The sequence below is a fragment of the Thiocystis violacea genome, from assembly GCF_016583575.1.
Lineage (GTDB): Bacteria > Pseudomonadota > Gammaproteobacteria > Chromatiales > Chromatiaceae > Thiocystis > Thiocystis violacea.
Map to the genome: position 1 here is coordinate 116,485 of NZ_NRRG01000003.1, position 13,267 is coordinate 129,751.

A 13,267-nucleotide genomic window follows, 5' to 3' on the forward strand; every position below is an offset into this window, starting at 1 on the left:
CATGCTCACCCTGCTTAACACCTTCAAGGAACGCAACTACAGCCTCTTTTTCACCGGCCAGGGGCTATCCCTGATCGGTTACTGGATCCAGAGCACGACCTTCAACTGGCTGCTCTACCAACTGACCGATTCGGCCCTGATGCTGGGTTATCTGAGCGCCGCCATCAATCTGCCGGTGCTGCTGCTGTTACCGTTCGCCGGCTCGCTGGTCGACCGCTTCGACCGGCGACGCCTGCTGATCGTCCTGCAGGTGCTCTTCACCGTGCAGGCGCTGGCGCTAGCGGTGCTGACCCATTTCGATCTCCTGACCCTGCCGCTCATCGTCTTCATGGGCTGTCTGATGAGCCTGCTGACCGCCTTCGACGGCCCCAGCCGTCAGGCGATCATTCCGCAATTGGTGACGAACCGCGACAACCTGCCCGCGGCCATCTCGCTGAACTCCATTCTCTTCAACAGTTCGCGCGCCATCGGACCGCCCCTGGCGGGCTGGATCATGGCGCAGACCGGCCCGGCGCCCTGCTTCCTGCTCAACGCGGTGAGCTATCTGTTCATGATCAGCGCCCTGCTGCTCATGCACCTGGGCAAACCGAGCATCGGTGGCGGAAAGCCAGGTCGGCGGCAAGGCGCCATGGACAACCTGCGGCTCATTCTGAGCCTCCCGCCACTGCGCTATCTGATCTTCTCCTACATGCTGGTGGCGGTCGCGACCATGTCGGTCTATGTGATGCTGCCCGTCTGGGCCGGCGAGGTCATGGGCAGCGGCCCGCAGGGGCTGGGATGGATGATGGGCGGCATCGGCGCCGGGGCGCTGATCGGCGCGGCGCTGATCGGCACGCAACGAGAACCGGCTCGTCTCTGGCCGATGTTCCGGCTCGCGGCGGTGCTGCTCGGCCTGGCGCTGATTCTGCTGTCGGTCTCCCATGGACTCTGGCTGGCGATGCTGGTCACCCTGCTGCTCGGCCTGGCCTACATCGCCCAGGGAGTCGCCGCCAACACCCTGTTGCAGCTCAGTATCGACGACGAGCATCGCGCCGGCGTCATGGCCTTCTATCTGCTGGCCGTGTTCGGGTCCATTCCGGTGGGTAATCTGCTAGGCGGCTGGCTGAGCCAGGTGCTGGGACTGCACGGCGCGGCACTGACGGGGGGCCTCGCGGTCCTGGCCGTGACCGCCCTGTTCTGGCCGACGAGCACGCGGATCATCCGCGACCTGGCCGAGCCCGAGGTACCCCCGGCCCCCGCGCGCGATCTTGAACGAGTCGAGGTGACCGAATGACAAGCCTATCCACAACCGAGGAGCCGCTTGATGGCATCACGCCGCCGCGCCTAATCGGCCGTCCCGCTTGATTCTTGATTGATGACCCTGGAGCGGCCGAAGTGAATGACAGTGCCGTATTCGAATAGAGACCCTGAGTCGCCAATAGCCGAACACCTGATTCAGGCGGACTTCCGGCGGGGTCGTTTCAGCGGAAATCAACAGGCGGCGACCGCGTTTTCATCTTCTCCAAACACTCATTCAAGGCGATTTCCGGGAGCGTCCGTACCCGACCGAAAGTTCCGGAATTGGACAGGATTAAAAACAGCGCGTTAAAAATCCTGTCAATCCTGCGAAATCCTGTTAATCCTGTCTATGATGGGTCGGATCGCGGGCACAAGGTTTCCCGGAAATCACCTAGGAGCTGGCGCGAAGGCGCCGTTTTCCGTCTGGTTCGGCGCGGCCAGATAACGCGGGCTTGCTCCACGACTCGCGCCAAGCCCGCACGGCCCTGTTATTCGACCCTTGTCTCGCTGGCCCTGGGGGATGCCCCCATCATTGACGAGCACAATTGAAGCCATTGATTCTGCATGTGAAGCGCCTTCACGGTGTGCTCGCGCCAGGCGTCGATGGCGTTTGTCGAGGCGCTGGACCCAGACTCCTGATTCGATGGGATATTCCCGCCCACGGCATGGATCCAGGATTCGGTCAGCTGATGCTGGGCATCCGACCAGGACGCGAACATCGACTCCGATTGCTTCCACCAATCCATCCACAACCGCGACGGCAAGGCTTCATTCGCGGCCAGCTCCGAACGCAACGTCATGAGGTAATCCGTCATCTCCTGTGTCGCTTCGAGTGGCTTGACAAACATGTATCGGAAAAACAACTGCGGCGGATCACTCGCCTTCAAACACGGACAGGTCTCTTTTTTATCGTAGAAGGTTTCCGCCTGATTCACTCGATCGTCCATCGACATCCCCTTATCATCTCTGTGATTTGAATCACGAGTATGACCAGGGCTATAGCGACGAAACATCCGTGTGAATACGGACATGGATCCGACAATCCAGATGAGTCCCGCCATCCCGGCGGGCGGTCATCGCCCACTACGAGGGCACTTCCGAATGGCGTGGATCAACCTCCGCGACGCCAGGTCGTGCCTTGGGGGCCATCCTCCAGCAGGATGCCGGCCTCGGTCAGGACGCCCCGAACCCGATCCGCTTCCGCCCAATCCCGGCCCGCCCGCGCCGTCTGGCGCGCCTGGATCAGGGCGTCGATCTCCGCGTCCGACAGGCCATCGGCCGCGCCGTCCCCGCGCAGATAGACCTCGGGATCGTCTCGCAGGATGCCGAGCACGCCGCCCAGATCGCGCAAGACGCCGCCCAGCGCCGCCGCGCGGTCCGAACCCTCGGCCCGCAGCCGATTGATCTCGCGCACCAGATCGAAGAGGACGGCCAGCGCCTCGGGGGTATTGAAGTCGTCGTCCATCGCGGCGCCGAAGCGCTCGCGGAACGCCTCGCCGCCCGCGGGCGCGGTCTCCGGCAGGCCGCGCAGACCGGTATAGAGACGGGTCAAGGCCCCGCGCGCGCGCTGGAGATGCTCGTCGTCGTAGTTCAGCGGGCTGCGATAGTGACTGGTGAGGATGAAATAGCGCACCTCCTCGGCCCGGTAGGCTCGCAGGATCTCGCGCACGGTGAAGAAGTTGCCCAGCGACTTGGACATCTTCTCCTCGTTCACCCGCACGAAGCCGTTGTGCATCCAGACGTTCACGAAGGGCTCGCCGGTCGCGCCCTCGGATTGGGCGATTTCGTTTTCATGATGCGGAAACTGGAGATCGGCCCCGCCGCCGTGGATGTCAAAATGGTTACCCAGGGCGCAGGTACTCATGGCGGAGCACTCGATGTGCCAGCCGGGCCGCCCCTGGCCCCAGGGCGAGTCCCAGGACGGCTCGCCGGGCTTGGCGGACTTCCAGAGGGCGAAGTCGAGCGGATCGCGCTTGGATTCGTCGATCTCGACCCGCGCCCCGGCGCGCAGATCCGCCGGATCCTTTCCGGAGAGCTTGCCGTAACCTTCGAAACGGCCGACGGCGTAGTAGACGTCGCCATTGTCGGCGGCGTAGGCGAGTCCCTTGTCGATCAGGGTGCCCACCATGGCGAGAATCTCCGGCATGTGCGCGGTCGCGCGCGGCTCGTCGGTCGGCGGCAGCACCCCAAGCGCCTCGGCGTCCTCGCGCATCGCCTGGATGAAGCGCTCGGTCAGCGCCAGGAAGGGCTCGCCGTTCTCGTTGGCGCGACGGATGATCTTGTCGTCGATATCGGTGATGTTGCGGATGTAGGTCACGTCGTAACCCAAGGCGCGCAGGTAACGGTAGACCACGTCGAACACCACCATCACCCGCGCGTGTCCCAGGTGGCAGTAGTCGTAGACCGTCATGCCGCAGACGTACATGCGGACCTTGCCGGGCTCGATGGGTTGGAAGGGTTCTTTCTGGCGGGTGAGGCTGTTGTGGATCTGTAGCATCGGGATGGCTTGCGTGTGAAATGACCGACATCAAACACATATTAGCAAAGGCCCGGACGCGGAATGCGATCCATTGGGCAGCCGCCAACGATTGGACTAAGATACGGCGCTTGTCACACGATAGTCGCTTCCGATCATGCCACACCGCATCTTGAGTGATTCCGGCGTCAGTTCGCACCGCCGTCCCATCCTGGATTCGATCGATAGCCCGGTCGACCTGCGCGCCCTGCCCGAGAGTCAGCTTCCCGAGGTGGCGAGCGAGCTACGCGGCTTTCTGGTCGAATGCGTCTCCAAGACCGGCGGGCACCTGGCGGCCGGTCTCGGCGTCGTGGAGCTGACCATCGGTCTGCATTACGTCTTCGACACCCCGCGCGACCGTCTGGTCTGGGACGTCGGCCATCAGGCCTATCCGCACAAGATCCTCACCGGTCGGCGCGATCGCATGTGCACCCTGCGTCAGAAGGACGGCGTCTCCGGCTTTCCCAGACGCGCCGAGAGCGAGTACGACGCCTTCGGCGTCGGCCACTCCAGCACCTCCATCAGCGCCGCGCTCGGCATGGCGCTGGCCGCCAAGCAACGCGGCGAGCGGCGCACCGTCATCGCCATCATCGGCGACGGCGCGCTCGGCGCGGGCATGGCCTTCGAGGCGCTCAATCACGCCGGCTCCATGGACGTCGACCTGGTGGTCATCCTCAACGACAACGAGATGTCCATCTCCCCGCCGGTCGGGGCGATCAGCAATCACCTGGCGCGTCTGCTCTCCGGCAAGCTATACACCACGGTGCGCGAGGGCAGCAAGACCGCGCTGCGCGGCATGCCGCAGCTGCGTCACCTGGTCGGACGCTGGGAAGAGCACATGAAGGGCATGCTGATGCCGAGCACCCTGTTCGAGGAGCTTGGTTTCAATTACATCGGCCCGGTCGACGGTCACGATCTCGACGGACTGGTGCGGACCCTGCGCAACATCAAGGACATGCCGGGGCAACGACTGCTGCACATCGTGACCACCAAGGGACGCGGTTTCGAGCCCGCCGAGGGCCAGCCGGTGACCTATCACGGCGTGACGCCCTTCAATCGGCACACCGGGGAGTTGATCAAGGGCAAGAGCAAGGGGCCGAGCTATACCCAGATCTTCGGCGGCTGGCTGTCCGATACCGCCGCCCAGGACGAACGACTGGTCGGCATCACGCCCGCCATGTGCGAAGGCTCGGGACTCACCGCCTTCTCCAAGCGCTTCCCGGAACGTTTCTTCGACGTCGGCATCGCCGAGCAGCATGCCGTGACGCTCGCCGCCGGCATGGCCTGCGAAGGGCTCAAGCCGGTGGTGGCCATCTATTCCAGCTTCCTGCAACGCGCCTACGATCAGCTCGTCCATGACGTCGCCCTGCAGAACCTGGATGTCACCTTCGCGGTCGATCGCGGCGGTCTGGTCGGACCCGACGGCGCGACCCATGCCGGCGGCTTCGACCTCAGCTTCTGCCGTCCCATCCCCAACCTGATCATCCTGGCGCCCTCGAACGAGAACGACTGTCGCCGGATGCTCAGGACCGCCTTCGAGTACGAGGGTCCAGCCATGGTCCGCTACCCGCGCGGGACCGGGCCGGGCGTCGCCATCGACGCCAGCGCGCCCGCGCTGCCGATCGGCAGGGGCGAGGTGGTCCGCCAGGGCCGGCGCCTCGCCCTGCTGGCCTTCGGCAGCCTGGTTGCCCCCGCGCTCGAGGCCGCCGCCGTCTTCGACGCGACGGTCGCCGACATGCGTTTCGTGAAACCGCTCGACGCGGCGCTGATCCTAGAACTGGCCGAGAGTCACGAGATCCTGGTCACCCTGGAGGAGAACGCCATCGCCGGCGGCGCCGGGAGCGGCGTGGCCGAGTTGCTGTCCGCCCATGGCCGGGTCATCCGCTGCCTGCATCTGGGACTGCCCGACACCTACATCGAGCACGCCGAGCACGCCGAGCAGCTCGCCAGCATCGGGCTCGACACGGCCGGCGTCATCGCCAGCATCCGCGCCGAACTGGCCCGGTCCAACTGGACGGATAGCCCCGAGACTCCGGAGCCGAGCCGCCAGCAGGGCGTCGGCGTCTGACAGAAGCCGCCGCCAGCGGCGATCCCGACGGCTGGCCTTGAAGGAAGCAAGGCCAGCGATGGAGGAACCGACCCATGCTTGACGTCCAGCCAATCCAAGCCTTCTCCGACAACTACATCTGGCTCCTGACCGAGGGCCGCGGCACCGCCGCCGTGGTGGATCCGGGAGACGCGGATCCGGTGCTGGAGAGGCTCCGTGAGCACCAACTGACGCTCACCTCGGTGCTGATCACCCACCATCATTACGACCACGTCGGCGGTCTGGATGAGCTGATCGCCGCCTTCCCAGGGCTGCGGATCCACGGTCCCACCGACGATCGCATCCGCGCCCTGACCGATCGCCACCACGAGGGCGAGACCGTCCAGCCCGCCGGACTCGACAGCCGCTTCCAGGTGCTGGAAGTACCGGGCCACACCGCCGGCCATATCGCCTATCTCGGCGACGGCCGTCTCTTCTGCGGGGATACCCTGTTCGCCGCCGGCTGCGGGCGTGTCTTCGACGGCACCTTCGAACAACTCGCCCATTCACTTGAGCGGATCGCCGACTTGCCGGGCGACACACTCTGTTACTGTGCCCACGAATACACCCTCGCCAATCTCGGCTTCGCGCGCTGGGTCGAGCCGGACAGCCCGGCCCTGTCGGATCGCCTGGCCGAGGCCGAGCGGCGCCGCGCCGCGGGCCTGTCGACCGTCCCCTCGCGTCTCGACCTGGAACTGGCGACCAACCCCTTCCTGCGCACCCAGGAGCCGAACGTCATCGCCGCCGCCGAGCGCGCGGCCGGGCGGACGCTCGCGACCGCGACCGAGGTCTTCACCGCGCTGAGACGCTGGAAGGACGAGAAGTACGACTGATGGATTCCAGACGGCGACTCGCTGTCGTTGGGTAGGGAATTCCACGCAAAACGATTCCGGTTGCCCGGTCTCTCAGCCAAGCGGCTCGGCGATCAGGATCGCGTCGTCCTCGGCGACACCCAGGAGCCGGACCTCCAAGAGTCGGTTTTCCTGGAGCGGGGTTTCGGACAGGACATGGACTGGCAGGAAATTCGGGGTGTAGCCGCAGCGCGGGGTTCCCGCCGAATCGACGGGTAGCGACTCGTGCAGCAGGCTCGCGCGCTTGCCGATCTGCTCGCGCAGGACCGCCAGACGCATCCGGCTCGCCAGACGCTGCAATTCCTCGCAACGCGCCTTGCGGGTCCGGGCATCGACGCGCTCGGGCAGATCGGCCGCGAGCGTTCCGGCGCGCGGCGAGTAGCCGAAGACATGGATCTGCCCGAACCGCATCGTCGCGGCCAAATCCAGGGTCTGGCGCCAGTCCTCGTCGGTCTCTCCCGGAAAGCCGACAATGATATCGGTGGTGACGTTGAGATCCGGAACCACCGCGCGCCCGCGCTCGACGAGCCGGGCGAAGTCGTCGCGCTTGCAGCGACGCGCCATGCGCCGCAGCACCGCGTCCGAGCCGCTTTGCAGCGGCAGATGCAGATGCGGCATCAAGCGTCCATCCGCGAACAGCGACCAGAAACCGTCCGGCAGATCCCAGGGCTCCAGCGAGCCGAGCCGAATGCGGGGGATCTCGGTCTCGTTCAGGATGCGCGCGATCAATCCGCCGAGATCCGTCCCAGCCTCGCCGCCATAGCCGCCCAGATGAACCCCGGTCAGCACTACCTCATGGATCCCCGCGCGCTGGAAGCGGCGGACGGACTCCAGGATCTCTCCGGTCAGGCGGCTGCGTTCCTCGCCGCGCGCCTGGGTGGTGATGCAGAAGGTGCATCGATAGCGACAGCCGTCCTGGACCTTGATGAAGGCGCGTTGGCGGCCTCGGGCAAGGAGCGGGCTGGCGATGTCCGTGATCGCCAGTTCGGGCATGACCGGGAGATCCAGGGTGTCGAGCACCACCTCGACCAGGTAATCCTTGTCGCGATTGGCGACGATGAGATCGACCCCGGCCTCGCGCGCCACGGCCTCGCCTTCCAGCGACGCCAGACATCCACTGATGACCAGCCGCGCGCCCGGATTGGCGCGATGACAGCGACGCAGGATCTGGCGCGACTTGCGCACCGCCTCCTGGGTCACGGCGCAGGTGTTGATGACGACGAGGTCGGCCGGCTCCCCCTCCTCGACGACCTGGAGGCCCCGCTCCAGGAAGCCCTGCGCCCAGGACTCCAGCTCGGCCTCGTTGAGACGACAACCGAGGGTCTGGAGCTGGACGCGCCTGGGCTGGTTCACGGCGATCGGGTCGAACCCGCGCTAGGCGATGGCGGTGCGGCTGGCCGAGGGCACGGCGGGCGGCGGCGGCAGGGTCGGAGAGTTCTGATGCACCAGCAGCCTCCAGCCGTCCGGTCCGCGGCGGAAGATATTGGTGGCATAAATAGGTGGCGGCGTCGCTCCCGGCTGTCCCTGGGTCCGTTCCTCGATCAGATGAATCGCCAGGTCGCCATGCTCGATCCAGGACAGATGCCGAACCTGGAGATCGAACCGGCCGCCCTGCTCGAAGATGGCCCGCCAGAGCTGCTGGACCTGCCGGCCGATGGCGAGCGGGGCCATCGGCAGCAGACAGAAGATCTCCTCGGACGCCTCCCAGACCTGGGTCATGGCCTCGGCATCGCCGCTTTCGAGTGCGTCGTAATAGGCATCCTCGGCATCCTGGGGGGTTTCGTAGGGCATGGATTCACTTCGCTCAAAAACGTTGACCGGGGCTCGGACCGAGCCCCGGCATAAGAAGATTCCCGACGCTCATCGTGGCGGGAATGAGCCGATCACCAGCGACCGCCGCGCGCCTGGGCGTTTCTCGGCACGCGGATCAGGATATGCCCCTCCTTGACCTCGCGGCTCATCCCGGCGAGATCGGCGTCCGGCGGCAATCCCAGGCGGCGGCTGGCGGAACCTTGCGAGAAGCTGTAGTGACTCCGATAGCCTTCGCCGCCAGGCAGGGTGTCCTGCTGGCTGACGCGGGTCTCCGCGTTGTGACGGATTAGCAGACCACGCCCCATGGGCTGAATCTCGACTTGCTCGGGGTCGATATTCTGCAACTGGATGTCGATCAGATAGGCGTCCTCGCCGGCCTGACGGGACACGTTCAGTCGCGGCCAGGCGGGACGCGCGCGCGCCGGCATCCGCTCGGCGGCCGGGGGCGGCGGCGCGGCGGTCGCGGCCTCGGGCGTGGCCGGTATCGCCTCGGCGCCCCGTGGGGCATAAGGACTGGCAGCCCAGGCGCCTGGATACCCTGGGGCCATCGGATAGACCGGCGGCGGCCCATAAGGCGCGGCATATCCCGGATAGGGAAGCGGCGCGGCCGAGCCAGGGGCATAGGGCGTCCAGGCCAGCGCGAGGGCGGGCAGGACGGTGGACAGGGTCGCGGCGGCAAGGATGATCTTACGCATGGACGTCTCCCGAAGGCGTGGCGGCGTCGCCGTTGAAGGGATTCTCGTACGCTGGTGTCGCAAGTATAGGTCGCCCAGGCTCAGTGGCGCACCCGCCAGGTCGGGCGATTCGCCGGATCGATGAGTCCGTGCCGGAGCAGCCAGTCGCGCGCGTCGGCGGCATCTTGCTCGAACCAGGCTCGGGTGGAGCCGAGCCGGAAGCTGTAGCCCCATTCATCCATGTCCGCGAACAGCCGCGCGCGCCCGACCCCTGGGATCCCGTCGGCCAGCAGCACCTGGAGATAGCAGACCGCGTTCTCCTCGGCATCGTCGCCGCCTGCGTCGGTGTGCAGTGCGGCACGGCGCGTCTGATCCAGACAGATCCAGTGACAGGCTTCGTGCAGGATGGAATGCAGCGGGGTCTCGGGTTGCGCGTAAAGGGTGTCGCCGACCAGACCGGCCTCGGGATCGCCCCAATAAGAACCCGGAATGCTCGCGTGCGCCGCGACGCGGGCGAATTTCAGCCCGAAGCGTCCCAGCAGTTCCCCCATGACGGCGTCCTCGGCGAGAATGCTCACTGCCTATCTCCTATTTTACGACGATCCCACACCATGCCCACCGCCGCGCTCGCCTACCTGCTCGCCACGACCGATTTCGCCTGGCGACGCGCGCCGAGCGTCGCGCCGAGACTGACCAACATCCAGTGGCGCGCGGACGCCTGCGACGAGGGTTCGATCCTCTTCTTCCAGCGCTTCGACGAAGGCAAGTCCGACGCCGAGATCCACCAGCGCTATTTCGCCGGCCGCCCCTTCGCGGCGCTGGTCACCAACCGTCCGCTCGACTGCTTCGACCAGATGCCCGACACCGGCATTTACGTCACCCGTCCAGGCGATTGGGCCGAGGTCGTCCGCCGTTTCTGCGACATCCAGTATCCACTCGACCTGGAATCGCTGCGCTTCATCGGCGTCACCGGCACCAATGGTAAAACGACGACGGTGAAATACCTGGAATCCATCCTCGCCGCCCATGGCCGGCGGGTGCTCTCCATCGGCACTCTCGGCGTCTTTCTCGCTGGCGAGCGGCTGGTGGAGACCGGCTTCACCTCTCCACCCCTGATCGAGCTGCGCCGACTGCTGCACGCCAACCAGGCGCGTTGCGATGTCGTGGTCATGGAGGCCAGCAGCCACGCGCTGGATCAGGGCCGGGTCCAGGGCCTCCCCTTCCAGGACGCCGGCTGGACCAACTTCACCCAGGACCATCTGGATTATCACCACGACGAGGCGTCCTATTTTAGCGCCAAGGCGCGCATCCTCGACCTCATCCAGGACGGGGGGCGACTCTATTGCAGCAGCCCGGCGGTGGCCAGCCAACTGCGCGCGCAGGGACAGAACCGGGTTCCGATCGAGACCCTGGAGCCGACGCCATTGAGAGCGGAGGCGCTCGCGACCAAGCCCTTCCTCGCCCTGGAGCACAATCGCCAGAATTACGCCCTCGCCGTTGCCCTGGCGGATGGGGTGCTGGGTCAGGGCGAGCGCGAGGATTGGCGACACTTGAGCCCGGTGGATGGACGTTTCGACTGCCGGGTGATCGGCAACCGCACCATCGTCATCGACTTCGCCCACACCCCGGACGCACTGGAGACCATCCTCACCGCCATCCGCGCCGGCTTCCCCAGCGCGCGCGTGTTGACACTGTTCGGCTGCGGCGGCGACCGCGATCACGGCAAGCGTCCGCTGATGGGCGCCGCCGTCGCGCGTCACTCCGATCTGTCCATCGTCACCTCGGACAACCCGCGCACCGAGGAGCCGGCGCGGATCATCGCGGACATCCTGGAAGGCATGCCGCCAACAGGCCGAACCGTGATCGTCGATCGCGCCGAGGCCATCGGCCATCTGTTCGACCAGATCGCCGCCCGGCCAGCCGATGAGCGCTGGGTCGCCCTCATCGCCGGCAAGGGCCACGAACGCTACATCGACCGCAACGGCCAAAAGACCTACTACAGCGACCAGGACGAAGTGGAACGCAACCTGACGCGGCTCGGCTGGACCCCTGACAACTGACAACTGATCACTGACAACTTCGCCCCAAAGGCCCCAAGACCCGATGCGCCAACTCTATTCCATCCCCGCCGGCCTGGTGCTCGGCATCCTGCTGGCCCTGGTCGTTCCGCAAGGTGCGCCCTATATCGCCTGGCTCGGACAGATCTTCGTCTCGGTCCTCAAGCTGCTGATCCTGCCGCTCATCCTGGTCTCCATCTACGCCTCGCTGGCCGGCGGGACGGATCTCAGACAAATCGGTGGACGCGCCCTGCTCTACTACCTCATCACCAGCGCGCTGGCCGCGACTCTCGGCACCCTGATCGGCCTGACCTTCTCCCACGGCATCCCGCCCGGACTACTGGAGCTTCCACCCGCCGAGCCGACCGAGGCCGTCTTCAGCCTGAACGCCCTGGTCGTGAACCTGATTCCAAGCAACCTCTTCGCCTCGCTGGCGGCGGGCAACGTCCTGCACATCGTCTTCGCCGCCATCCTGGCCGCCATCGCCTCCCGCCGCCTCGCCACGGACCATCGCGCGACCCTCCTCGGCGGTGCGCGGGCGCTGGACGCGCTCCTGATGCAAACGCTGGCCGGCGTCCTCAAGCTCGCGCCCATCGGCGTCATGGCACTCGTCTACGCCGGACTGGCGGGGATGGACTGGGCCGGGGTCTTCCAACTGCGCGCCTTCGTCTGGGCGGTGGGCCTCGCCGCCGTCCTGCACGCGGTCATTCTCTTGCCCACGCTCTATCGCCTGCGCGCCGGACGCTCGCCCTGGCCCCTGGTCGTCGCCTGTCGCGAACCGCTGCTCACCGCGCTCTCCACCGCCTCCAGCAACGCCACCTACCCGGTCTCCAAGCGCGCGCTGGAGGCATTCGGCGTCAGCGAGCGCGTCACCAGCCTCACCCTGCCGCTCGGCGCGACCCTCAACATGCACGGCTCCGCGATCTACCAGTCGATCCTGCTGATCTTCATGTCCCAACTGGCGGGCGTCGACCTGAGCCCATTGCAGACGCTCTTCATCGTCCTGCTCACCATGGCCTCCTCCGCCGGCACCGCCGGCATCCCCGGCGGCGGCATCGCCATGATGGCCTTCATGCTGGAGCTGCTCGGGCTGCCCCAGACCTATCTGGCGCTCTATCTGGTCGTCGACCGCTTCTTCGACTATCCCATCACCATGATCAACGTCTGGGGCGATCTGGTGGTCGCGGCGATCGTGGATCGGGAGTTAGGCGATCCGACCATCTAAAGGCAAATGCCGACCCGTTGCCAAGCATCCGCATCACGCCTAGACTCAACCATTAGACTTAGTCCGTATCATCGAGCGAGCGTACCATGCCGCAAATCGTGAATGTTCATGAGGCCAAGACCCATTTTTCCCGCCTGCTGGACCAGGCGCATGCCGGCCAGGAGATCATTCTGGCCAAGAATGGTCAGCCTTACGCCCGGCTCGTGCCACTGGCCGCCGAACCGGCGCGCCGGCAACCGGGACGGTTACGCGGCCAGGTGGACGAGGCGTTTTTCGAGCCCTTGCCCGAGGCTGAACTGGCGGCCTGGGAAGGACGCTGAAACGGTGAACCTGCTCTTGGATACGCACACCTTGCTCTGGTGGTTCACCGACGATCCGCGCCTCTCCACGGTCGTGCGCGAGCGGCTGCTCGATGCGACCAACAGCGTTTTCGTCAGCGCCGCCAGCGCCTGGGAAATCGCGACCAAACAGCGGATCGGTAAACTCAACGACCTGCCGCAAGCCAGCGAACGCTTTGCCGAGCTGGTCGCCGCCGATGGTTTTACCCATCTTCCTGTCACCTATCTGCATGCGCTGTTGGCGGGCCGTTATGCTCACGCGCATCGCGATCCGTTTGACCGCCTGCTGGCCGCGCAAAGTCAGCTTGAAGGGTTGGTACTCGCGACCCGCGATCCGGCCTTCGCGGCGTTCGACTGTCGCACGCTTTGGTGATCGGCCTGTGCTCCGCCGCCAAAGTACGCGAGCGGCCCTTTCCCACAAGCGCCCGCCG

At 65.9% G+C, this 13,267-nt stretch carries 13 protein-coding genes; 7 read left to right on the forward strand and 6 right to left on the reverse strand.

Translation table 11 applies throughout. From position 1 onward, the window contains the following. Position 1 precedes the first annotated feature (1 nt). Entirely contained in the window at positions 2-1,273 is a 1,272-nt protein-coding gene (locus tag CKO27_RS02810; RefSeq protein WP_200373353.1) for an MFS transporter, read from the forward strand. A gap of 493 nt (positions 1,274-1,766) precedes the next feature. Here CKO27_RS02810 and CKO27_RS02815 read toward each other — a convergent pair whose 3' ends face one another. Beyond that, entirely contained in the window at positions 1,767-2,231 is a 465-nt protein-coding gene (locus CKO27_RS02815; protein WP_200373354.1) for a hypothetical protein, read from the reverse strand. Between the two features lie 158 nt (positions 2,232-2,389). After that, on the reverse strand, positions 2,390-3,775 hold the full coding sequence (gene cysS, locus CKO27_RS02820) for a cysteine--tRNA ligase (protein WP_200373355.1): 1,386 nt from the start codon (positions 3,773-3,775) through the stop codon (positions 2,390-2,392). A 136-nt stretch (positions 3,776-3,911) separates the two neighbouring features. Here cysS and dxs point away from each other — a divergent pair, with 136 nt between their 5' ends. Together dxs and gloB are read left to right on the forward strand one after the other, a co-directional pair. Further along, positions 3,912-5,861: a 1-deoxy-D-xylulose-5-phosphate synthase gene (gene dxs, locus CKO27_RS02825; RefSeq protein ID WP_200373356.1), complete on the forward strand. Its 1,950-nt coding sequence runs from the start codon at positions 3,912-3,914 to the stop codon at positions 5,859-5,861. 74 nt (positions 5,862-5,935) lie between these two features. After that, complete coding sequence (gene gloB, locus CKO27_RS02830; protein ID WP_200373357.1) at positions 5,936-6,712, forward strand: hydroxyacylglutathione hydrolase; 777 nt, start codon at positions 5,936-5,938, stop codon at positions 6,710-6,712. A 72-nt stretch (positions 6,713-6,784) separates the two neighbouring features. On the opposite strand, the gene mtaB is transcribed toward gloB, so the two are convergent. The 4 genes from mtaB to CKO27_RS02850 all read right to left on the reverse strand — a co-directional run bounded on the left by mtaB (position 6,785) and on the right by CKO27_RS02850 (position 9,767). Further along, the gene (mtaB, locus tag CKO27_RS02835) at positions 6,785-8,083 is read right to left on the reverse strand and encodes a tRNA (N(6)-L-threonylcarbamoyladenosine(37)-C(2))-methylthiotransferase MtaB (RefSeq protein ID WP_200373358.1); all 1,299 of its coding nucleotides are present in this window, start codon (positions 8,081-8,083) and stop codon (positions 6,785-6,787) included. A gap of 21 nt (positions 8,084-8,104) precedes the next feature. Further along, a complete protein-coding gene (locus CKO27_RS02840) occupies positions 8,105-8,521 on the reverse strand; it encodes a YybH family protein (RefSeq protein WP_200373359.1) in 417 nt (138 codons plus the stop codon). A 92-nt stretch (positions 8,522-8,613) separates the two neighbouring features. Further along, positions 8,614-9,237 carry an Hsp20/alpha crystallin family protein gene (locus CKO27_RS02845; protein WP_200373360.1) on the reverse strand — a complete coding sequence of 208 codons (624 nt, stop codon included), beginning with the start codon at positions 9,235-9,237 and terminating at the stop codon, positions 8,614-8,616. A gap of 80 nt (positions 9,238-9,317) precedes the next feature. Further along, positions 9,318-9,767, reverse strand: a complete 450-nt coding sequence (locus CKO27_RS02850; protein WP_207280577.1) for a hypothetical protein — start codon at positions 9,765-9,767, stop codon at positions 9,318-9,320. A 60-nt stretch (positions 9,768-9,827) separates the two neighbouring features. On the opposite strand from CKO27_RS02850, the gene CKO27_RS02855 reads away from it, so the two are divergent. The 4 genes from CKO27_RS02855 (at position 9,828) to CKO27_RS02870 (ending at position 13,209) form a co-directional block, all read left to right on the forward strand. Beyond that, positions 9,828-11,276, forward strand: a complete 1,449-nt coding sequence (locus CKO27_RS02855; protein ID WP_200373362.1) for a Mur ligase family protein — start codon at positions 9,828-9,830, stop codon at positions 11,274-11,276. A 43-nt stretch (positions 11,277-11,319) separates the two neighbouring features. Continuing rightward, positions 11,320-12,498: a dicarboxylate/amino acid:cation symporter gene (locus CKO27_RS02860; protein ID WP_200373363.1), complete on the forward strand. Its 1,179-nt coding sequence runs from the start codon at positions 11,320-11,322 to the stop codon at positions 12,496-12,498. Between the two features lie 86 nt (positions 12,499-12,584). Then, a complete protein-coding gene (locus CKO27_RS02865; RefSeq protein WP_200373364.1) occupies positions 12,585-12,818 on the forward strand; it encodes a type II toxin-antitoxin system Phd/YefM family antitoxin in 234 nt (77 codons plus the stop codon). Between the two features lie 4 nt (positions 12,819-12,822). Then, entirely contained in the window at positions 12,823-13,209 is a 387-nt protein-coding gene (locus CKO27_RS02870) for a PIN domain-containing protein (protein WP_200373365.1), read from the forward strand. The last annotated feature ends 58 nt before the right edge of the window (positions 13,210-13,267 follow it).

Bases quoted from the DNA above. Each gene is read 5' to 3' on its own strand.
- dxs (WP_200373356.1), top strand. From the start codon at position 3,912: ATGCCACACCGCATCTTGAGTGATTCCGGCGTCAGTTCGCACCGCCGT.
- CKO27_RS02815 (WP_200373354.1), bottom strand. From the start codon at position 2,231: ATGTCGATGGACGATCGAGTGAATCAGGCGGAAACCTTCTACGATAAA.
- CKO27_RS02810 (WP_200373353.1), top strand. From the start codon at position 2: ATGCTCACCCTGCTTAACACCTTCAAGGAACGCAACTACAGCCTCTTT.
- CKO27_RS02855 (WP_200373362.1), top strand. From the start codon at position 9,828: ATGCCCACCGCCGCGCTCGCCTACCTGCTCGCCACGACCGATTTCGCC.
- CKO27_RS02850 (WP_207280577.1), bottom strand. From the start codon at position 9,767: ATGGGGGAACTGCTGGGACGCTTCGGGCTGAAATTCGCCCGCGTCGCG.
- CKO27_RS02860 (WP_200373363.1), top strand. From the start codon at position 11,320: ATGCGCCAACTCTATTCCATCCCCGCCGGCCTGGTGCTCGGCATCCTG.
- gloB (WP_200373357.1), top strand. From the start codon at position 5,936: ATGCTTGACGTCCAGCCAATCCAAGCCTTCTCCGACAACTACATCTGG.
- CKO27_RS02865 (WP_200373364.1), top strand. From the start codon at position 12,585: ATGCCGCAAATCGTGAATGTTCATGAGGCCAAGACCCATTTTTCCCGC.
- cysS (WP_200373355.1), bottom strand. From the start codon at position 3,775: ATGCTACAGATCCACAACAGCCTCACCCGCCAGAAAGAACCCTTCCAA.
- CKO27_RS02845 (WP_200373360.1), bottom strand. From the start codon at position 9,237: ATGCGTAAGATCATCCTTGCCGCCGCGACCCTGTCCACCGTCCTGCCC.
- CKO27_RS02840 (WP_200373359.1), bottom strand. From the start codon at position 8,521: ATGCCCTACGAAACCCCCCAGGATGCCGAGGATGCCTATTACGACGCA.